This is a genomic window from Pantoea sp. X-Soil-OKNW-713 (genome assembly GCF_059730685.1).
The window spans coordinates 532,409-551,570 of sequence record NZ_AP035995.1; the positions used below are offsets into that span (position 1 = coordinate 532,409).

The 19,162-nt window shown below is 53.7% G+C and carries 22 protein-coding genes and 1 tRNA gene; 12 read left to right on the plus strand and 11 right to left on the minus strand.

The features are described from left to right. Positions 1-142: 142 nt before the first annotated feature. The 7 genes from AC6I8R_RS02345 to aspA all read right to left on the minus strand — a co-directional run bounded on the left by AC6I8R_RS02345 (position 143) and on the right by aspA (position 6,437). Positions 143-316 (minus strand): YlcI/YnfO family protein, encoded by a 174-nt coding sequence (locus AC6I8R_RS02345; RefSeq protein WP_021184212.1) that lies wholly within the window; start codon positions 314-316, stop codon positions 143-145. Between the two features lie 377 nt (positions 317-693). After that, positions 694-769, minus strand: a tRNA-Phe gene (locus AC6I8R_RS02350). A 108-nt stretch (positions 770-877) separates the two neighbouring features. Beyond that, complete coding sequence (gene dicD / locus AC6I8R_RS02355) at positions 878-1,456, minus strand: division control transcriptional repressor DicD (protein WP_415173133.1); 579 nt, start codon at positions 1,454-1,456, stop codon at positions 878-880. 65 nt (positions 1,457-1,521) lie between these two features. Further along, the gene (locus tag AC6I8R_RS02360; RefSeq protein WP_415173134.1) at positions 1,522-3,222 is read right to left on the minus strand and encodes a protein-disulfide reductase DsbD; all 1,701 of its coding nucleotides are present in this window, start codon (positions 3,220-3,222) and stop codon (positions 1,522-1,524) included. Further along, complete coding sequence (cutA, locus tag AC6I8R_RS02365; RefSeq protein ID WP_021184215.1) at positions 3,198-3,521, minus strand: divalent cation tolerance protein CutA; 324 nt, start codon at positions 3,519-3,521, stop codon at positions 3,198-3,200. Before cutA ends, AC6I8R_RS02360 begins: the two co-directional genes overlap by 25 nt. A gap of 74 nt (positions 3,522-3,595) precedes the next feature. After that, positions 3,596-4,897 carry an anaerobic C4-dicarboxylate transporter gene (locus AC6I8R_RS02370; protein ID WP_497831865.1) on the minus strand — a complete coding sequence of 434 codons (1,302 nt, stop codon included), beginning with the start codon at positions 4,895-4,897 and terminating at the stop codon, positions 3,596-3,598. A 103-nt stretch (positions 4,898-5,000) separates the two neighbouring features. Next, positions 5,001-6,437 carry an aspartate ammonia-lyase gene (gene aspA, locus AC6I8R_RS02375; protein ID WP_021184217.1) on the minus strand — a complete coding sequence of 479 codons (1,437 nt, stop codon included), beginning with the start codon at positions 6,435-6,437 and terminating at the stop codon, positions 5,001-5,003. 385 nt (positions 6,438-6,822) lie between these two features. Here aspA and AC6I8R_RS02380 point away from each other — a divergent pair, with 385 nt between their 5' ends. From AC6I8R_RS02380 to AC6I8R_RS02395, 4 genes are all read left to right on the plus strand, one after another. Next, the gene (locus AC6I8R_RS02380) at positions 6,823-7,275 is read left to right on the plus strand and encodes an FxsA family protein (RefSeq protein ID WP_021184219.1); all 453 of its coding nucleotides are present in this window, start codon (positions 6,823-6,825) and stop codon (positions 7,273-7,275) included. Between the two features lie 196 nt (positions 7,276-7,471). After that, complete coding sequence (locus tag AC6I8R_RS02385) at positions 7,472-7,765, plus strand: co-chaperone GroES (RefSeq protein WP_021184220.1); 294 nt, start codon at positions 7,472-7,474, stop codon at positions 7,763-7,765. 48 nt (positions 7,766-7,813) lie between these two features. Next, a complete protein-coding gene (gene groL / locus AC6I8R_RS02390) occupies positions 7,814-9,463 on the plus strand; it encodes a chaperonin GroEL (protein ID WP_021184221.1) in 1,650 nt (549 codons plus the stop codon). Positions 9,464-9,657: 194 nt separating this feature from the next. After that, complete coding sequence (locus AC6I8R_RS02395) at positions 9,658-10,005, plus strand: DUF4156 domain-containing protein (protein WP_021184222.1); 348 nt, start codon at positions 9,658-9,660, stop codon at positions 10,003-10,005. 100 nt (positions 10,006-10,105) lie between these two features. Here AC6I8R_RS02395 and epmB read toward each other — a convergent pair whose 3' ends face one another. Next, positions 10,106-11,134, minus strand: coding sequence for an EF-P beta-lysylation protein EpmB (gene epmB / locus AC6I8R_RS02400; RefSeq protein ID WP_021184223.1), 1,029 nt, complete (start codon positions 11,132-11,134; stop codon positions 10,106-10,108). A gap of 41 nt (positions 11,135-11,175) precedes the next feature. On the opposite strand from epmB, the gene efp reads away from it, so the two are divergent. From efp to epmA, 4 genes are all read left to right on the plus strand, one after another. Next, the gene (efp, locus tag AC6I8R_RS02405; RefSeq protein WP_021184224.1) at positions 11,176-11,742 is read left to right on the plus strand and encodes an elongation factor P; all 567 of its coding nucleotides are present in this window, start codon (positions 11,176-11,178) and stop codon (positions 11,740-11,742) included. A 55-nt stretch (positions 11,743-11,797) separates the two neighbouring features. Next, a complete protein-coding gene (locus AC6I8R_RS02410) occupies positions 11,798-11,929 on the plus strand; it encodes an entericidin A/B family lipoprotein (RefSeq protein WP_013507637.1) in 132 nt (43 codons plus the stop codon). Positions 11,930-12,031: 102 nt separating this feature from the next. Continuing rightward, a complete protein-coding gene (locus AC6I8R_RS02415; RefSeq protein WP_021184225.1) occupies positions 12,032-12,166 on the plus strand; it encodes an entericidin A/B family lipoprotein in 135 nt (44 codons plus the stop codon). Between the two features lie 199 nt (positions 12,167-12,365). Next, entirely contained in the window at positions 12,366-13,343 is a 978-nt protein-coding gene (epmA, locus tag AC6I8R_RS02420) for an elongation factor P--(R)-beta-lysine ligase (RefSeq protein ID WP_021184226.1), read from the plus strand. A gap of 86 nt (positions 13,344-13,429) precedes the next feature. On the opposite strand, the gene degS is transcribed toward epmA, so the two are convergent. From degS to zapG, 3 genes are all read right to left on the minus strand, one after another. Then, a complete protein-coding gene (gene degS / locus AC6I8R_RS02425) occupies positions 13,430-14,491 on the minus strand; it encodes an outer membrane-stress sensor serine endopeptidase DegS (RefSeq protein ID WP_021184227.1) in 1,062 nt (353 codons plus the stop codon). A gap of 86 nt (positions 14,492-14,577) precedes the next feature. Further along, positions 14,578-15,948, minus strand: coding sequence for a serine endoprotease DegQ (gene degQ / locus AC6I8R_RS02430; RefSeq protein ID WP_036626367.1), 1,371 nt, complete (start codon positions 15,946-15,948; stop codon positions 14,578-14,580). Positions 15,949-16,054: 106 nt separating this feature from the next. Then, positions 16,055-16,459, minus strand: a complete 405-nt coding sequence (gene zapG / locus AC6I8R_RS02435) for a Z-ring associated protein ZapG (protein WP_021184229.1) — start codon at positions 16,457-16,459, stop codon at positions 16,055-16,057. 184 nt (positions 16,460-16,643) lie between these two features. Between zapG and zapE the strand changes: the two genes are divergently transcribed. The 4 genes from zapE (at position 16,644) to AC6I8R_RS02455 (ending at position 19,002) form a co-directional block, all read left to right on the plus strand. Then, on the plus strand, positions 16,644-17,771 hold the full coding sequence (gene zapE / locus AC6I8R_RS02440; RefSeq protein WP_415173136.1) for a cell division protein ZapE: 1,128 nt from the start codon (positions 16,644-16,646) through the stop codon (positions 17,769-17,771). 235 nt (positions 17,772-18,006) lie between these two features. Continuing rightward, complete coding sequence (gene rplM / locus AC6I8R_RS02445; RefSeq protein WP_013507644.1) at positions 18,007-18,435, plus strand: 50S ribosomal protein L13; 429 nt, start codon at positions 18,007-18,009, stop codon at positions 18,433-18,435. 15 nt (positions 18,436-18,450) lie between these two features. Further along, on the plus strand, positions 18,451-18,843 hold the full coding sequence (gene rpsI, locus AC6I8R_RS02450; protein ID WP_013507645.1) for a 30S ribosomal protein S9: 393 nt from the start codon (positions 18,451-18,453) through the stop codon (positions 18,841-18,843). 24 nt (positions 18,844-18,867) lie between these two features. Next, the gene (locus tag AC6I8R_RS02455) at positions 18,868-19,002 is read left to right on the plus strand and encodes a hypothetical protein (RefSeq protein WP_021184231.1); all 135 of its coding nucleotides are present in this window, start codon (positions 18,868-18,870) and stop codon (positions 19,000-19,002) included. The last annotated feature ends 160 nt before the right edge of the window (positions 19,003-19,162 follow it).

Below are 19,162 nucleotides of genomic sequence, written 5' to 3' on the forward strand. Positions count from 1 at the left end.
GTTATTTTCCATAACAGACCTTTTTTTATCCATGCGAATATCGCAGAAAAGTTCTTTTATCTCTCGCCAATACGTTATGTCTTATTGTTTCTTTTGTCAGTTGCATGGTGGGTGAAATACCCGAGATATTTAAAGAATAATTTTATCTTTTAAAATTCTTTTGAATCTCCCGCACCTTAAGACGACAGGCATCCACGACCCAGGCCGAGAAATTCTGGCTGTTTTCACTGTTCATGCTTTCTTCAATCTGGTCGAGCAGCGTATGAGAGAAGCGGATGTGTTTGCGACGGGTTTTGGAATTTGTCATTTTGTCCATATTTGTCCCCTGTAAAATTATCAAAATCTATAAAGGTGGCTGAAAGGTAGAATAATATTTCTCTCAGGCGGTTTCTGTAGAAAAGCGATCGGCAGGTGAACTTTGATACTTTTCCGAACCGTATAATTTTCCTGATGTGAAATACCAGATTACCAGAAAATGGGTGACTCCGTAGTTATTTCAATGCGCGGATATTGGGATTATTCCCAGCGAGATGTTGAGTCACGAATATTACGGAAGCGATAATAATGCTATAAAAATTTTCAGAATATGGGTACTGAAAGGAAGGGCATTTCATTTACAAAGCGTTAGTTAATGTAAAAACGACCGGAAGCCAAAAAGCAAAAACCCAGCCATTGGCTGGGTTCTCTGAATTTTGGTGCCCGAACCCGGAATCGAACCAGGGACACGGGGATTTTCAATCCCCTGCTCTACCGACTGAGCTATTCGGGCAACGGGGCGCATTAAACCCTAATGGCTCACGGTCGTCAACGGCTTTCGCGAAAAAACCGCGGGAAACGTGATTGATTGCCTGCTTTTCATGCAGAACCGCCAAAATGGCTACGCGAGTGCCCCATTTTTACGGCACAGCGCGATGCTAAGCACATCTTCGGCCAGACCACGCGCCATCGCAACATCCTGCACGTTGCGCTTCACCAGCAGCTTGCTCAGGCAACCCTCCAGAATCAATTCCATCTGATCTGCCACCATTGTCGGGTTATCCAGCTCAAGATTAACCAGAATATCGTGGGTAAATTGCCAGGAGGCGCGTTTTTGCTGTTCTGCCAGTTGATGGACGGGTTGATCCGGCTGCGGATAGAAGCTACAGGCGGCGATAAACAGGCAACCGGGGAAGCGACCTTTGCTGACATGTTCCGCCAGTACCTCATAGCGCGCCAGCAGCTTCTCTGCGCCGCTCAGACGTTCGTTGAGTTGAATCTGGCGTCGCCAGCTATCAATCTGCTGGCCGTGATAGCGCAGGGCGTCATACAGCAGGGCATCGCGGTCCGGCCAGAAGCGTTCCAGCTGTTGGGGTGCCAGTTCGCTGTCTCCGGCCAGTTGTTGCAGGGACGTGGTGGCGGCGAGGCCGCGTTGTTCAAGCACATTCAACGCATGCTCGAGTATCTGTTCACGTTGCAAGTGACTCTCCTCTGGTATGCGGCCCGTCCGGTAATCGGACGGGGTGTGTCTTGCTCCAGTGTCGTTTAACGCGGCAGATTGTGCAAATGCGCGCGGAATTCGTCGGCGTTAAGGAAACCGGTCACGCGCGAGTCAGGAATCTCTTTACCTTGCGCGTCGAAGAACAGAATGGTCGGCAGGCCCAGTACCTGTAAATGCTGCAACAGGGCGTTATCCTGAGCGTTGTTGGCGGTGACGTTCGCCTGCAACAGTTGCACCTGGCTCAGGGCGCTGCGCACCTGTGCGTCGCTGAAGGTGTACTTCTCAAACTCTTTGCAGGCGACGCACCAGTCGGCGTACAGGTCGACCATAGTCATGCGCCCCTGTGCCTGTTGTAGCGCCGTATCGAGCTGCTGGCTGCTGGCAATCGGCTGGAAGGGCAGATGGGCGACGGTTTGCACCGGGTTATCGACACCAAACGCCCAGTCCTGCAATGGACGCGCCGCCACCACCGCAGCCACCAACATCACCACCTGTACCACACGTCCTTTGCCCTGTAGCCCCAGGCTAAGGCGAAACGCCCAGGCAAAGAACGCCACGCCGAGCAGGCTCCAGAGGCGCATGCCCCAAAGATCGCCTATTACGCGTTCCAACAGGAAAACCGGCAGTGCGAGGATCACAAAACCAAAACCCTCTTTGACGCTATGCATCCACGGGCCGCTTTTCGGCAGCAGTTTGTTGCCGAACAGCGTCACGGCAATCAGTGGTAAACCCATACCAAAAGCGTACAGCCACAGGGTACCCGCACCGGCCAGCAGATTGCCGCTCTGGGCGATATACAACAGGATCGCGCTGAGCGGCGCGGTGGTGCAGGGGGAACAGATCAAACCCGCCAGCGCACCCATCGCAAATACGCCTGGCAACGATCCTCCCTGATGGCGGTTACTCCACAGCGTCAGACGTGTTTGCAGACTGGCGGGCAGTTGCAGGGTGAACAGGCCAAACATCGACAGCGCCAGAGCGATGAACAGCACCGAGAGGCCAATCAATACATAGGGATGCTGCAACGCCGCCTGAAAGCGTAGCCCCGCAGCCGCAACCACCACGCCAAGCAAGGTGTAGGTCAGCGCCATACCCTGTACGTAGACCATCGCCAGCGCGAACAGACGACCGAGGGAAAAGCGTCGCGGGCCGCCAAGGATAATGCTGGAGATCAACGGATACATCGGCAGTACACAGGGGGTAAAGGCAACACCAATGCCAATCAGCAACGCCCACAACGGCGAGAACGGCAGCGGGGTGCTGCGGTTGTCCGGTTGAGCGCTTACCGCGGGCGCGGCGTTATTAGTGGCGACGGCGTTAAGTGGGACGGAGCGGGTTTCGGGTGGATAACAAAAGCCCGCGGCGGCACATCCCTGATAGGTTACCGTCAGAGTGGCCCCTTGATCGGCCTGATGGATGATGACCGGCAGTTGTAAATCCTGCGGATAGATTTCACTTTTACCGTAGAACTCATCCTCGTGCGCTTGTCCTGGCGGCAATGCCAGCGGCGCTATTTGCGCTTTTTGCGGCGTAACCTGGATTTTCTGGCGATAAAGGTAATAGCCGGATTTCACTTTCCAGCTCAACGTTAATTGATTGCCTTGCTGGCTAAAATCGAAGCCGAAAGCCTGGTCAACCGGTACGAAGCGGCTGTTGTTATTGGGCGAAAAGATTGATGCCTGAGCCGACAGGCTGATAAACAGCGCCAGGCAGAGGCCGATCAGGCGAGAGATGCGTGCAGCCATGACAAGTATTCACTGTCTCCATGTTGTACCGGCAACGCCAGTAGTTCCGGCACATCATAAGGATGCGCCGCTTTAAGCAGATCCATTAGCGCCTGCTGATGTTGTGTATCGCTTTTCAGTAACATCTGGACTTCACTGGACTGCTCCAGTTTTCCTTCCCAGACATAAAACGATGTGGCACCGGGCAGTAGCGTAACGCAGGCGGCCAGCTTCGCGGCCAGCGCACTGGCGGCCAGTTGCTCGGCACAAGTCTGGTCCGGGGCAGTGCACAACACAATAACTGCTGAATGGGTGTGCATCAGAAGGCTCCGCTGACGAAAGGGGTGATGATAACACGACCAGATAAACGCAGGGTTTACAGGTTGTAACCAGGCTACAGGATCAGGCCACCCAGCAGGAAACCAAACAGCACCGACAGCACAATCGCCAGCACGCCGGGTACCATAAACGAATGATTAAACACATACTTACCGATGCGTGTTGAGCCAGTGTCGTCCATCTCTACCGCCGCCAACAACGTCGGGTAGGTAGGCAGTACAAACAGGGCGGAAACCGCAGCGAATGAGGCAATTGCCGCATGGGGTGATACGCCCAGCAATAGCGCCGCGGGCATTAGCGCTTTGGTGGTTGCGGCTTGTGAATAGAGCAGGGTGGCAGCAAAGAACAGCACCAGCGCCAGCAACCACGGGTAGCTTTGCAGCATATCCCCGGCCAGCGTCTGGATCGCGCCAAGATGCGCTTTCACAAAGGTATCCCCTAACCAGGCCACACCCATGACGCAGATACAGGCGCTCATGCCGGACTTGAAGGTACTGGCGCTGAGAATTTCACCGGTATCGATTTTGCAGGTCAGGCAGATAAGCGTCGCGATAGTGAGCATAAACACCACGATGGCTTCGTTGCGCGGCAGTACCGGGTTGGCGATCAAACCGACGCTATCGCTGATCGCGGTGGCATACAGCACCACCGCCGCAATGCCGACAAGGAACAGCGCCACCGAGCGTTTGGCTCCCGGCTTGAGATTAAACACCTGGGCGCCACGTAACGTCACTTCACCCTTTGCCAACCGGGCCTGATAAACGTCGTCGTCTTTCAATTCCTTACCGAGGAAATTGGTGACGATGGCGGCACAGAAGATCGCCAGCATGGTTGAGGGCAGCGCTACGCCGAGCAGGGCCAGATAACTTACTCCGCGTGGTTCCAGCAGCGAGGCGAAAAACACCACCGCAGCGGAGATCGGTGAGGCGGTGATGGCAATTTGCGACGCCACGACGGCGATGGAGAGTGGGCGTGAAGGCCGCACACCTTGTTCTTTGGCGACTTCGGCGATCACCGGCAGAGTGGAAAAAGCGGTATGGCCAGTACCGGCCAGCAATGTCATCACATAAGTGACCAGGGGAGCGAGGAAGGTGACGTAACGTGGATGGCGGCGCAGCAGGCGTTCAGCGAGACTGACGAGATAATCCATACCACCCGCCACTTGCATGGCCGCAATGGCGGCGATCACCGCCATGATGATTTCAATCACATCAAAAGGAATCGCGCCCGGTTTCATGCCGCAAAATAGCGTCAGGACCAGCACACCCAGCCCACCGGCAAAACCAATGCCGATGCCGCCCAGACGGGCACCCAACCAGATCGCCAGCAACACGATCATTAATTCAACCACGACCATCTTTTCACTCCCTGAAATGCGACATTCCTTAGTTGTAGTCGCCAAAAAAAAACACGCCCGCATTCTATACGGGCGTGCTTGCGACAACGTGATCCAGAACGGGTTATTGTTCGTTTTCGTCGGTGTAGCGTTTGGCTTTGTAGGCCGGGAACATCAGGTTCTGAATGGAGAAGATGTCGTCCAGCTCGGCTTCGGTCAGCAGGCCACGCTCCAACACCACTTCACGTACGCTCTTGCCGGTTTCGGCACAAATCTTACCGACGATGTCACCGTTGTGGTGACCAATGTACGGGTTGAGATAGGTGACGATACCGATCGAGTTGAACACGTAGGCTTCACACACCGCTTTGTTGGCGGTGATGCCGTTGACGCATTTCTCCAGCAGGTTGTAGCAGGCGTTAGTCAGGATGCTGATGGATTCAAACAGCGCCTGGCCGATTACCGGCTCCATCACGTTAAGCTGCAACTGCCCGGCTTCGGCGGCCATCGTCACCGTAGTGTCGTTGCCGATGACCTTGAAGCACACCTGGTTCACCACTTCCGGCACCACCGGGTTAACTTTGGCGGGCATGATGGAAGAACCTGCCTGCAATTCCGGCAGGTTGATCTCGTTCAGACCTGCGCGTGGACCTGAGGAGAGCAGGCGCAGGTCGTTACAGATTTTCGACAGTTTCACCGCCAGGCGTTTCAGCGATGAATGCACCATCACGTAGGCACCGCAGTCGGAAGTGGCTTCAATCAGGTCTTCCGCCGGGACCACTGGCAGGTTGCTGACTTCAGCCAGACGTTGTACCGCCAGATGTTGGTAGCCGTCCGGCGTGTTGAGACGCGTACCAATCGCGGTCGCACCGAGGTTCACTTCCAGTAGCAGTTCTGCGGTGCGCAGAATGCTACGCGTCTCCTCGTTCAACAACACGTTGAAGGCGTGGAATTCCTGACCAAGTGTCATTGGTACCGCATCCTGCAACTGGGTGCGGCCCATCTTCAGGATGTTCTCGAATTCCACCGCTTTGCGCTGGAAGCCTTCACCCAGTTGGTTGATGGCGTCGATCAGTTTGAGAATCGAGGTATAAACGGCGATACGGAAGCCGGTGGGATACGCGTCATTGGTGGACTGACACTTGTTCACATGGTCGTTCGGGTTGAGGTATTGATATTCACCTTTGTGGTGACCCATCAGCTCCAGACCGATGTTAGCCAGCACTTCGTTGGTGTTCATGTTGACCGAGGTACCCGCGCCGCCCTGATAGACGTCAACCGGGAATTGATCCATGCACTTACCGTTGTTCAGTACCTCATCACAGGCCTGAATAATGGTGTTAGCAATATTGCGGGGAATTGTTTGCAGCTCTTTGTTTGCCAGGGCGGCTGCTTTCTTCACCATCACCATACCGCGAACGAATTCAGGTATGTCGCTGATTTTGCTATTACTAATATAGAAGTTCTCAATCGCACGCAGAGTGTGAACACCATAGTAGGCGTCGGCCGGAACTTCACGCATGCCTAACAGGTCTTCTTCGATACGAATGTTGTTCGCCATGATTACCTTCTTATTATGGCTGCTGAGTGGCTGCCGGACGCACTCTGAGGCGATCAGAGGAGGGCGGCGAGTCACATGCAGGTGATGCAATTATATTGTCGTGGAATACCAGCGCCGACATTTTATCCATCTTCGGTCTGGCGAGCACGATCATATTCTGTCATTACAGAAAAGCCTGTGCACAGATCACTTTACGGGCTTTTGCTGGCGCTACGCTAATAACGATATGTGATGTTTCTCACAATTTTAAGTCAGCCGGAAAAATTTGGCAGGATCGGTTGAAATCACTCCCCGGAATGACCATCTCTTTCATTACGGTCCCTTTGACCATCCCATTCTGCTGTCTGGCCTGAAGCGAGGCAGCCACAACTCACAGGAGATATCGGTGCGCTGGTTACCGTTTGTGATTTTTTTTGTTCTGGCCTGGATTGAAATCACGCTTTTCATCAAGGTCGCGCATGTGCTGGGCGTTCTGCTCACCATGCTGCTGGTGATTTTCACCTCATGTATTGGTGTCTCGCTGGTGAAAAATCAGGGCGTAAGAAACTTCATGCTGATGCAGGAGAAAATGGCGCGTAATGAAAGCCCGGCGGCAGAGATGATCAAAAGCGTTTCGCTGATCATCTCCGGTTTTTTGCTGCTGCTTCCCGGCTTTTTTACCGATTTTCTTGGGCTGTTGTTGCTGCTGCCACCGGTGCAAAAGCACCTGACGCTGAAGCTGATGCCGCATCTGCGCGTCTGGCGTGGGCCGGGAGCAGGTCCGGACAGTGGCTTTACCGTTGATGGCGAATACGAGCGCAAAAATAACGATCGTATCGGTCACGACAAAGACCAGTGATTTTCTCAAGGCGGCGTGAGCCGCCTTTTTGCTGGGTTTTTCGTCGTCTGTTACAAAAACGAAAATTTTTTCTGTTTTCCCCCTTGAAAGCCTTCTTATTAGCCCTAATCTCTTCCACCACGAGGCCGGAAGCCATGAAGCCCGGCGTTCAACCCCTAAAACTGAATGATTGGACTTTCTAAAGGAGAGCTATCACATGTCAATTCGTCCGTTACATGATCGCGTGATCGTCAAGCGTAAAGAAGTTGAAGCAAAATCAGCTGGCGGCATCGTTCTGACCGGTTCTGCGGCAGGCAAATCTACTCGCGGCGAAGTGGTTGCAGTAGGTAAAGGCCGTATCCTGGAAAACGGCAACATCCTGCCACTGGACGTTAAAGTGGGCGACGTGGTGATTTTCAACGAAGGTTACGGCGCAAAAACTGAGAAGATCGACAACGAAGAAGTTCTGATCATCTCTGAAAACGACATTCTGGCGATTGTCGAAGCGTAATTTTTACGCGTAATTCACTGAACGAAACGAATTTAAGGGATATTTGAAATGGCAGCTAAAGACGTAAAATTCGGTAATGACGCACGCGTAAAAATGTTGCGTGGCGTGAACGTACTGGCAGATGCAGTAAAAGTTACCCTGGGCCCGAAAGGCCGTAACGTGGTTCTGGATAAATCTTTTGGTGCACCGACCATCACTAAAGATGGTGTTTCTGTAGCGCGTGAAATCGAGCTGGAAGACAAGTTCGAAAACATGGGTGCGCAGATGGTGAAAGAAGTGGCCTCTAAAGCGAACGACGCAGCAGGCGACGGCACCACCACCGCAACCGTACTGGCACAGGCTATCGTTAACGAAGGTCTGAAAGCTGTTGCGGCTGGCATGAACCCGATGGACCTGAAGCGCGGTATCGACAAAGCCGTTGTCGCCGCTGTTGAACAGCTGAAAGCGCTGTCAGTTCCGTGCTCTGACTCTAAAGCTATTGCTCAGGTTGGTACTATTTCTGCCAACTCCGATGAAAGCGTCGGTACCCTGATCGCTCAGGCGATGGAAAAAGTGGGTAAAGAAGGCGTTATCACCGTTGAAGAAGGTACCGGTCTGCAAGACGAGCTGGATGTGGTTGAAGGTATGCAGTTTGACCGCGGTTACCTCTCTCCGTACTTCATCAACAAGCCGGAAACCGGTGCTGTTGAGCTGGAAAGCCCGTTCATCCTGCTGGCTGACAAGAAAATCTCTAACATCCGCGAAATGCTGCCGGTGCTGGAAGCCGTTGCTAAAGCTGGCAAACCGCTGCTGATCATCGCAGAAGACGTGGAAGGCGAAGCGCTGGCGACGCTGGTGGTTAACACCATGCGCGGTATCGTGAAAGTGGCTGCGGTTAAAGCACCGGGCTTCGGCGACCGTCGTAAAGCGATGCTTCAGGATATCGCTATCCTGACTGGCGGTACCGTTATCTCTGAAGAGATCGGTATGGAGCTGGAAAAAGCAGCTCTGGAAGACCTGGGCCAGGCAAAACGCGTCGTAATCAACAAAGACACCACCACCATCATCGACGGTGTGGGCGACGAAGGTGCTATCTCTGGTCGCGTGACCCAGATTCGTCAGCAGATCGAAGAAGCGACCTCTGACTACGACAAAGAAAAACTGCAGGAGCGCGTAGCGAAACTGGCAGGCGGCGTGGCCGTACTGAAAGTTGGCGCAGCAACTGAAGTTGAAATGAAAGAGAAGAAAGCCCGCGTTGAAGATGCCCTGCACGCAACCCGTGCTGCGGTAGAAGAAGGCGTGGTTGCTGGTGGTGGCGTGGCGCTGGTGCGTGTTGCTGCGAAACTGACTGAGCTGAAAGGCCAGAACGAAGATCAGAACGTCGGTATCAAAGTTGCGCTGCGCGCAATGGAAGCACCGCTGCGTCAGATCGTATCTAACGCCGGTGAAGAACCGTCTGTGGTTGCCAACAACGTGAAAGCGGGCGACGGTAACTACGGTTACAACGCGCAGACTGAAGAATACGGCAACATGATCGACTTCGGTATCCTGGATCCGACCAAAGTAACCCGTTCTGCTTTGCAGTACGCGGCTTCTGTGGCTGGCCTGATGATCACCACCGAATGTATGGTCACTGACCTGCCGAAAGGCGATGCACCTGACTTAGGTGCTGGCGCTGGCGGCATGGGTGGCATGGGCGGTATGGGCGGCATGATGTAATCGCCGTTGACTGCTTAAGTCATCTGAGAACCCCTGATCGGCAACGGTCAGGGGTTTTTCTTTTGCTGGCGAAAGGGTATAAGTAAGGGCGCAATACTTCGGCTTCGCGGGTTAGGGCAATGAATGTTCAGAAAAAATATGCGCTTTTCTGCTACGCTGCCGCCCGACACTGATGATAATAAATGGGGAATACAATGCGGATTAACCTCTTGCTCGGACTGGCAGTCGGTAGCTTACTGCTGGCGGGTTGCAGCAGCTCAAATCAACTGAGTGCTGGCGGCGAGCGCGTAACTTTCGTCGATCAGCAACCGGGCAGCGAATGTCAGCTTCTGGGAAATGTCACCGGTTCACAGAGTAACTGGTTGAGTGGTTCCGGCGGTGAAGGCAGTTCACTGCGCGGCGCGGCCAACGATCTGCGCAACCGTGCGGCAGAAATGGGCGGCAACACCATTTATGGCGCGACCAGCCCGACGCAGAACCTGCTGTCTGCGTTTGCCCCGCTCGACAGCAAAATGACCGGCCAGGTTTATAAGTGCCCATAACGGCATAGTATCCCGTAGCGGCGCGATTTATCGCGCAGGTTTTTTCCGGCAAAGCGCACGAGATTGTGCGATAAATCGCGCCGCTACGGTTGGTTGTTATCTATTCCTGTCGTAACTGCAAATCGAGTGGTGTTTTACTCGGTTCTCCGCCGATTTCTCGTGCCAGCTTCGGCACCATATATCCCGACACCATCGTCAGCAATTCGCGCACCAGCGCACGCGCTTCATCGTCCGGGACAAAGAAGTGCGCTGCGCCTTGCACCTTATCCAGTACGTGCAGGTAATAAGGCAGAATGCCAGCATCAAAGAGCGCGTTGCTGAGATCGGCCAGCTGTTCCGCATTATCGTTAACGCCGCGCAGCAGCACGCTCTGGTTCAGCAGCGTGACACCTGCTCGCTTCAGCATTTGCATACCGTAGCGCAATTCCTCATCGATCTCCTGCGCATGGTTGATATGGCTCACCAGCAGCACCTGCAAACGGGTATTCGCCAGTAGCTGGCACAATCCCTCGGTGATGCGGGCCGGAATCACCACTGGCAGACGACTGTGAATGCGTAGACGTTTCAGATGCGGGATTCTCTCCAGCGCTGCAATCAACCATGCCAGCTCATGATCTTTCGCCATCAGCGGATCACCACCGGAGAAAATGATCTCGTCCAGTTCGGGGTGATCGGCAATGTAGTCAATGGCGGCCTGCCAGTTACGCTTATTGCCCTGATTGTCCTGATAAGGGAAGTGACGACGGAAGCAGTAGCGGCAATTGACGGCACAGCCGCCTTTTACCAACAACAGCGCACGGTTTCTATACTTATGCAGTAAACCCGGCACCACGCTGCTTTGTTCATCCAGCGGGTCGGTGCTGTAACCGGGCGCATCATTGAATTCCTGACGGCTGGTTAACACTTGCAACAGTAGCGGGTCCTGCGCATCGCCGATTTTCATGCGCTGAATGAACGCTCGCGGCACGCGCAGGGCAAAAAGTCGCCTTGCTTCAGTGCCTTCAGCCAATTCGGCATGGTGCTCGAGAGCTAAAAGTTGCAGTAATTCAGCGGGATCGGTGACAACATCAGCAAGTTGCTGCAACCAATCTTCTCTGGAAGGGGGATTTAGGGTTACAATGTGTGCCATTTTTTTGGCTATTACCAGTTCAATATTTACAGAGGGCCTTTATGGCGACTTATCTTAGCAACGATTTTCGTTCCGGTCTTAAAATCATGTTCGAAGGCGAACCGTATGCCATCGAATCAAGTGAATTCGTTAAGCCGGGTAAAGGCCAGGCGTTTGCACGCGTAAAAATGCGTCGTCTGCTGACCGGTTCTCGCGTTGAGAAAACCTTCAAATCAACTGACTCTGCCGAAGGCGCAGACGTGGTTGATATGACCCTGCAATACTCATACAACGACGGTGACTTCTTCTACTTCATGCACCCGGAAAGCTTCGAGCAGTATCAGGTTGAAGCTAAGGTGCTGGACGACGTGCAGAAGTGGTTGCAGGATAACGCCGATTGTATCGTTACCCTGTGGAACAACAAAGCCATTGCTGTTCAGCCGCCGAACTTCATCGAAGCTGAAGTTATCGAAACCGATCCAGGCCTGAAAGGTGATACCGCAGGTACGGGTGGTAAGCCGGCTACGCTGGCAACTGGCGCCGTAGTTAAAGTGCCGTTGTTCGTGCAGATTGGCGAAGTGGTAAAAGTGGATACCCGCTCTGGCGAATACGTTTCTCGCGTAAAATAATCGTCAAATCAGGCGCATCCTTCGATGCGCCTTTTTTCTAAGTGAGTTCAGAATAATGAAAAAGCTGGCAAAATTCGTCGCCTTTGCGTTGCTGGTCTCCTCGGCATTGAGTGCCTGCAACACCTTCCACGGCTTCGGTGAAGATGTCTCCCATTTGGGTGGCGCAATTTCACGAGCGGCCAAGTAAGCGCCTACACATCTCCTTTTTCTGTGCCCGACACAGCAGCGTTGCGTTTAGGGACTATGCTTTAAAAGCTGTACTTTTACTGCAACCAAAAAGGATATTGTTATGTTAAAGAAAAGTATTGTCGCGATTTTCTCGGTACTGGTGCTTTCCTCTCTGCTTTCTGCCTGCAACACCACCCGTGGTGTAGGGGAAGATGTAGAAGCAGGTGGCAAGGCGATTCAACGCAGCACGCAGTAATGTGTGACCGGTGCGGAACACGTTTCGTACCGGCTTTTCTCATATCCCGACTTTATCCCAAACATTCCCTCCTCCTGTCGTTGCTGCTGTTAAACCGCCTGACCCTATGGTGATATTGGGGCTGTAAGCGTGGCGGCGTTGTCTGTCATCGCCAATACGGGTAGACTTCCACCCCTTATCTGTATAAGGAGTCATCAACATGAGCGAAACGGCAAGCTGGCAGCCGAGCGCACCCATTGCCAATTTGTTGAAACGTGCCGCTATCATGGCGGAAATCAGACGTTTCTTTGCCGATCGCGGCGTGCTGGAGGTCGATACCCCGGCGATGAGCCAGGCGACTATCACTGACATCCATCTGGTGCCTTTCCAGACGCGTTTTGTTGGCCCAGGTGCCAGCGAAGGTCGCGATCTCTGGCTGATGACCAGCCCGGAATACCATATGAAACGCCTGCTGGCAGCGGGCAGCGGTCCGATTTATCAGCTGGGTCGGAGCTTCCGCAATGAGGAAGCCGGACGCCACCACAACCCTGAATTCACCATGCTGGAGTGGTATCGTCCCCATTACGATATGTACCGGCTGATGAATGAGGTTGATGATCTGCTGCAACAAGTGCTGGAGTGCGATAGCGCGGAGTCCCTTTCGTACCAGCAGGCATTTATTCGTCATCTGGAGCTGGACCCGTTATCTGCTGATAAAGCGCAACTGCGCGAAGCGGCGGAGAAGTTGGGCGATGGCGAGCTGGCGCGTGATGAAGACGATCGCGACACCTTATTGCAACTGCTGTTTATGCTGGGTGTTGAACCTAAGATTGGCATCGATAAGCCAACCTTCGTTTATCACTTCCCGGCCAGCCAGGCGGCACTGGCAGAGATCAGTACCGAAGATCACCGCGTCGCGGAGCGTTTTGAGGTGTATTACAAAGGGGTCGAGTTGGCGAACGGTTTCCGTGAGTTAACCGACAGCCGTGAACAACGTCAGCGGTTTGAGCAGGATAACCGCCGTCGCGCGGCGCGTGGACTGCCACAGCATCCGATCGATACCAACCTGCTGGATGCGTTGAAGCACGGGATGCCGGCCTGTTCAGGCGTGGCGTTGGGCGTGGACCGTTTGATTATGCTGGCGCTGAAAGCCAACTCGTTGAGCGAAGTGATCGCTTTCCCGGTCGACCGCTGCTAGTAGACGATCCGTAGCGGCGGGATTTATCGCGTAATGTCGTGCGCAACGCCGAAATAAACGCGCGATAAATCGCACCGCTACAACCATCAATTACCGCTTTGCGGGAATTCCTCGATAGTCACCGGCAGACTCATCTTCTGCTCGTTGCGCAGCACCTGCACATCAATCACAGATCCGGGGCGAATCTCCGCTACCTGGTCCATAGTTTCCTGTGCGGAAACCGCTGGTTTACCATTGACGCTAAGCAGGACATCGTTAGCCTGAATCCCGGCCCGATCGGCAGGACCACCCGGCGTCACTTCGCTGACAATAATGCCCTGCACGCGATCCAGGCTGCTGCCCTGACCATGTAACGGTGGCAGTTCACGTCCGGTAATGCCGATATATCCACGGATCACCCGACCATCACGAATCAGTTTATCCATGATTTTAGTCGCCAGCGCCGTCGGAATGGCAAAACCAATCCCTTCCGGCGTCTCGCCATCGTTGCTTTTATCAAACGTCAGGGTGTTGATCCCCATCAGTTCGCCCAGCGAGTTGATCAGTGCGCCACCTGAGTTGCCCTGGTTGATCGAGGCATCGGTTTGCAGGAAGTTCTGGCGGCCGGAAGAACTGAGGCCGACGCGACCGGTGGCGCTAATGATGCCCTGCGTCACGGTCTGTCCGAGGTTGTAAGGGTTGCCGATAGCCATCACCACGTCGCCAATGTGGGGCACGCGTTTAGCGTTAATCGGGATCACCGGCAGATTGGTGGCACTGATTTTCAGCACCGCCAGGTCGGTCATGGCATCGGAACCGACCAGCGTCGCTTCAAAGAAACGGCCATCCTGTAACGCGACGATAATCTGGTCAGCGTTATTGATGACGTGTTTGTTGGTAAGAATGTAGCCTTTTCCGTTCATAATCACGCCGGAACCCAGCGTGGTGATACCGCGATTGTTGTTGCCATGCGCGCTACGGTTATAGACGTTGACCACCGCAGGCACAGCACGACGCACACCCTGGTTAAAGCTGAAGGGTGCTTCATCATTGCTGCTGTCATGTTCAATCAGGGCACTGGTGCCCATGCGGAGTGTAGGGATCGCTGCCAGCAAAATGCCCGCAACGATCAGGCCCATCACCACAGAACGCAAAAGTTTAAGAAACATGGTGTTAGTTTAAGCCGGATAAGATCGCAGGGCAGAATAACATGAGAAAGACGGACAAACACCTGCTTGTCCGTCTGTTGAGATGATTATCGCAAGAGCAGGTAGATACTTTCGTCGCCGCGCACTACATTCAACGCCAGCACAGGCGGTTTTGTCTCCAGCACTTTGCGCATTTCCGCCAGGCTTTCCACCCGGTTACGGTTCACGCCAACGATCACATCATCTTTTTGCAGACCAACCTGTTCCGCTGGTGTGCCTTTTTCGATGGTGTCGACTTTCACGCCTTTATCACCGGTCTTGGTGGTGCCATCACTGAGGGTGGCGCCCTGGAGGGCCGGGGAGAGAAGCTGAGCGCTGGCGGTGGTTTGCGCGCTCTGATCCAGCGTGACGTTGACGCTGATTGGCTTACCGTCACGCAGCAGCCCCAATTTGACTTGCTGACCCGGTGGCGTGGTGCCGATTTTTACCCGCAATTCGGCAAAGCTGGTAATCGGTTTGTCGTTCACGGAAGTGATAATATCGCCCGCCTTGATCCCGGCTTTCTCCGCCGCTGACTTTGGCAGCACTTCGGAAACGAATGCGCCGCGTTGTGCATCGACATTGAAGGCTTTCGCCATATCGGCGGTCATTTCCGTGCCTTTAATGCCCAACTGTCCACGTTTGACTTCGCCAAACTGAATCAGCTGCTGAGCCAGGTTCATCGCCATATTGCTGGGAATGGCAAAGCCGATACCGATATTGCCGCCGCTGGAGGCCAGAATCGCGGTGTTGATACCGATCAGCTCGCCATTCAGGTTAACCAACGCACCACCGGAGTTGCCCCGGTTAATCGCGGCATCGGTCTGAATAAAGTTTTCCAACCCTTCCAGATTCAGGCCGCTACGGCCCAACGCTGAAATAATGCCCGAGGTGGCGGTTTGACCAAGGCCAAACGGGTTACCAATGGCGACCGCGAAATCACCGACTTTCAGTGTGTCGGAATCGGCGATTTTTACCTGCGTCAGGTTTTTCGCGCCCTGTACCTGAATCAACGCAATATCCGTCTGCTCGTCATGGCCGATCAGTTTGGCGTCATATTCGCTGCCGTCGCTCAGTTGAACGCTGATTTTGTCTGCGCCGTTGACGACATGGTTATTGGTCAGGATATAGCCTTTCGCGGCGTCGATAATGACACCCGAACCCAGGCCTTCAAAAGGCTGTGGTTGATTTTGTCCCGGCATCTGGCCAAAGAAGCGTTTCAGCGGTTCAGGTAAATCCTGACCCTGAGCCGCGGTTTCGGTGCCCTCTACGTGGACGCTGACCACGGCAGGCAACACTTTTTCCAGCATCGGTGCCAGGCTCGGCAGTGGCTGTCCCTGGATTTGCGCCGGGAGAGTCGCCAGTGCAGCCGGGGTGGCGGCCAGACTCATCCCAATGCTCAAGGCTAATGCGCTTAACAGTCGTGCTTGTTTTTTCATTGCTACAACGCTCTCGCTGCGAAAAGGGGATTAAAAAAGTGTGACAGTTGTTTGGGGTAAGGGTTCGACAAACAAAAAGGGCACAGCGTTGCTGTGCCCCAAAAGATTAATTACGCGGTGCGCGATCGCCGCCACGTAACAGGCCGGATGCGCCTTCGGAGTAATCACGCGGGATCTGCACCGGTGCCTGATCGTTATCCGCTTCGGCTTCCGTTAGCTGGTAAGCAAACGGGTTTTTCTCGCCCGGCAGATTTGGCAACAGGTCGTTAGAACCTTTCGCCATATGCTGATACAGCTGGCGGTAATCACGCGCCATGTTATCCAGCAATTCTGCACTGCGTGCAAAATGGTTGGTCAGCTCTTCACGATAATCCGCCAGCTCTGCTTTGGATTTTTCCAGTTCGTACTGCATGGTGCGCTGTTCGCGCAGTTTCTTGTTGCCAAAACGCATTGCGACTGCGCCGACAATAATGCCAATCACTAAACCAATCAGCCCGTATTCCCAGGTCATAATGACTCCCGTGTAATTTCCGTTGCTTCGTAGGGCATTGCTTCTGCTTCAACTTCAATAACAGCCACTATACCCGTTAATCGATTGGAAGTGGAACTCTGGAGCGGCATCGCTTAGTGTAGAGCGGCCTAATTTTCGACAACCGACTTGTGAATCGGACTTTTTCAGGGACTCTGAGAGAACCATGCAAACCTCATCTCCGCTTGCGCGCTATGAGCAAGCGCTGTCACAGGGTGAATTTCGCCCGGATGACGTACAACGGGAAGCGATTACCCGCTTAGATGCCATTCAGCAAGGATTGGTCGTGCGCCAGCAAACCATGCCGCCAGCCAGTAAAGGCTTGTTTGGTCGTCTTTCTAAGCTGATGAATAAAGAAAAAAGCAGTAAAGAAGCGCCGGTGCGCGGCCTGTATATGTGGGGCGGGGTAGGACGCGGCAAAACCTGGGTGATGGACCTGTTTTTTCAGTCTATTCCTGGCGATCGCAAATTACGCCTGCACTTTCACCGTTTCATGCTGCGTGTCCATGAAGAATTGACGCAATTGCAGGGGCACAGTGACCCGCTGTTGATTGTTGCCGATCGCTTCAAGGCTGAAACCGACATTCTGTGCTTTGACGAATTTTTTGTTTCCGATATCACCGACGCCATGCTGCTCGGCACCTTGATGGAAGCGCTGTTTGAACGGGGTATTGCGCTGGTCGCTACCTCGAACATCCCACCCGATGATCTCTACCGTAATGGTTTGCAACGTGCGCGCTTTCTGCCGGCGATTGAGCAAATTAAGCGTCATTGTGACGTGATGAACGTTGATGCCGGAATCGATTATCGTCTGCGTACCCTGACGTCGGCGCATTTGTGGAGCTTCCCGCTCAACGACGAGACGCATGCGGAAATGGAGCGCATGTTCCGTGCCCTGTCGGGTAAACCGCGCAGTGACGCGCCGGTGCTGGAGATTAACCATCGTCAGATGCCGACGCTGGGGGTACAGGATGGCGTGTTGGCGATTGATTTCCTGACGCTCTGTGGCGAAGGACGCAGCCAGCATGACTATATCGAGCTGTCGCGCCGCTTCCACAGCGTTTTGCTGTATGATGTGCCGGTGATGATTTACAAGACGGAAGACCAGGCTCGCCGCTTCCTCGCGTTGGTGGATGAGTTCTACGAACGTCATGTGAAACTGGTGGTGGCGGCAGAAACCTCGTTGTTTGAGATTTATCAGGGCACGCGTTTGAAGTTTGAATATCAACGCTGCCTGTCGCGTTTGCAGGAGATGCAGAGCGAAGAATACCTGCGCCTGCCGCATTTACCCTGATGCAACGCAAAAAACCTGACGTGGGGCGTAAAAAGGTTCGATCTTTGTGGTCGACTTCTCTATAATCTTGCGACCCCACGTTACGGCAAAGGTTTTTCTTCCCAGGAACCTTTGTGATCCGGTAACTCTACCTGAGGGGGTGGGCTTGCTGGGCGAAATGGTCGTGTGAGCCTCAATCGTTAACTTGGCGTTTGGGATTTCACCAACGTGTAACTTTATTTGGGTAAGCTTTTCAATGAAAACTTTTACAGCTAAACCAGAAACCGTCCAACGTGACTGGTATGTTGTTGACGCAACTGGCAAAACCTTGGGTCGCCTGGCGACTGAACTGGCGCGCCGTCTGCGTGGTAAGCACAAAGCGGAATACACTCCGCACGTTGATACCGGTGATTACATCATCGTTCTGAACGCAGAAAAAGTTGCTGTAACTGGCAACAAGCGTAACGACAAGATTTACTATCACCACACTGGTCACATCGGTGGTATCAAGCAGGCGACCTTCGAAGAGATGATTGCCCGCCGTCCTGAGCGTGTGATTGAAATCGCGGTTAAAGGCATGCTGCCGAAAGGCCCGCTGGGTCGTGCTATGTACCGTAAACTGAAAGTTTACGCAGGCAACGAGCACAACCATGCGGCGCAGCAACCGCAAGTTCTTGACATTTAATCGGGATTACAGGCAATGGCTGAAACTCAAAACTACGGCACTGGTCGCCGCAAAAGCTCATCCGCTCGCGTCTTTATCAAGCCGGGTAGCGGTAACATCGTAATTAACCAGCGCTCTCTGGAGCAGTACTTCGGTCGCGAGACTGCACGCATGGTCGTGCGTCAGCCGCTGGAGCTGGTTGATCTGGTTGGTAAACTGGACCTGTACATCACCGTTAAAGGTGGTGGTATCTCTGGTCAGGCAGGTGCGATCCGTCACGGTATCACCCGCGCTCTGATGGAGTACGACGAGTCTCTGCGTTCTGAACTGCGTAAAGCGGGCTTCGTTACCCGTGATGCGCGTCAGGTTGAACGTAAGAAAGTCGGTCTGCGTAAAGCACGCCGTCGTCCGCAGTTCTCCAAACGTTAATTGTTGCTGCTTCGGCAGTGTCAGTTGGCACAAAAAACCCGCTTCGGCGGGTTTTTTGCTTTTTCCGGACAGGAATTGCCGCCACAAAAACGCGAGCTTTGCCCGCATTTTGCCTGCAAATCACTTTCCACGCCCCACAAGCTGCTTAAAATCTGGTAAACTGACTGTCACTTTGCGCCCGCGAGCCGGAGCGTTGTGGATGTTTTTTCCGCCAGGATGGGCGAAAAATGCCGCAAACGCTGGCTGTGTGCGAATCTGATAAGCAGGTGAGTCGCCGTGTGGTTGGCTATTCGCAGTATTTTTTTGTGAACAAACTTGG

Excerpts from the sequence above, each read along its gene's own strand:
- AC6I8R_RS02345 (WP_021184212.1), bottom strand. The coding sequence starts at position 316 with ATGGACAAAATGACAAATTCCAAAACCCGTCGCAAACACATCCGCTTC.
- AC6I8R_RS02360 (WP_415173134.1), bottom strand. The coding sequence starts at position 3,222 with ATGGCTGCACGCATCTCTCGCCTGATCGGCCTCTGCCTGGCGCTGTTT.
- cutA (WP_021184215.1), bottom strand. The coding sequence starts at position 3,521 with ATGCACACCCATTCAGCAGTTATTGTGTTGTGCACTGCCCCGGACCAG.
- AC6I8R_RS02370 (WP_497831865.1), bottom strand. The coding sequence starts at position 4,897 with ATGGTCGTGGTTGAATTAATGATCGTGTTGCTGGCGATCTGGTTGGGT.
- aspA (WP_021184217.1), bottom strand. The coding sequence starts at position 6,437 with ATGGCGAACAACATTCGTATCGAAGAAGACCTGTTAGGCATGCGTGAA.
- AC6I8R_RS02385 (WP_021184220.1), top strand. The coding sequence starts at position 7,472 with ATGTCAATTCGTCCGTTACATGATCGCGTGATCGTCAAGCGTAAAGAA.
- groL (WP_021184221.1), top strand. The coding sequence starts at position 7,814 with ATGGCAGCTAAAGACGTAAAATTCGGTAATGACGCACGCGTAAAAATG.
- AC6I8R_RS02395 (WP_021184222.1), top strand. The coding sequence starts at position 9,658 with ATGCGGATTAACCTCTTGCTCGGACTGGCAGTCGGTAGCTTACTGCTG.
- epmB (WP_021184223.1), bottom strand. The coding sequence starts at position 11,134 with ATGGCACACATTGTAACCCTAAATCCCCCTTCCAGAGAAGATTGGTTG.
- efp (WP_021184224.1), top strand. The coding sequence starts at position 11,176 with ATGGCGACTTATCTTAGCAACGATTTTCGTTCCGGTCTTAAAATCATG.
- AC6I8R_RS02410 (WP_013507637.1), top strand. The coding sequence starts at position 11,798 with ATGAAAAAGCTGGCAAAATTCGTCGCCTTTGCGTTGCTGGTCTCCTCG.
- AC6I8R_RS02415 (WP_021184225.1), top strand. The coding sequence starts at position 12,032 with ATGTTAAAGAAAAGTATTGTCGCGATTTTCTCGGTACTGGTGCTTTCC.
- epmA (WP_021184226.1), top strand. The coding sequence starts at position 12,366 with ATGAGCGAAACGGCAAGCTGGCAGCCGAGCGCACCCATTGCCAATTTG.
- degS (WP_021184227.1), bottom strand. The coding sequence starts at position 14,491 with ATGTTTCTTAAACTTTTGCGTTCTGTGGTGATGGGCCTGATCGTTGCG.
- degQ (WP_036626367.1), bottom strand. The coding sequence starts at position 15,948 with ATGAAAAAACAAGCACGACTGTTAAGCGCATTAGCCTTGAGCATTGGG.
- zapG (WP_021184229.1), bottom strand. The coding sequence starts at position 16,459 with ATGACCTGGGAATACGGGCTGATTGGTTTAGTGATTGGCATTATTGTC.
- zapE (WP_415173136.1), top strand. The coding sequence starts at position 16,644 with ATGCAAACCTCATCTCCGCTTGCGCGCTATGAGCAAGCGCTGTCACAG.
- rplM (WP_013507644.1), top strand. The coding sequence starts at position 18,007 with ATGAAAACTTTTACAGCTAAACCAGAAACCGTCCAACGTGACTGGTAT.
- rpsI (WP_013507645.1), top strand. The coding sequence starts at position 18,451 with ATGGCTGAAACTCAAAACTACGGCACTGGTCGCCGCAAAAGCTCATCC.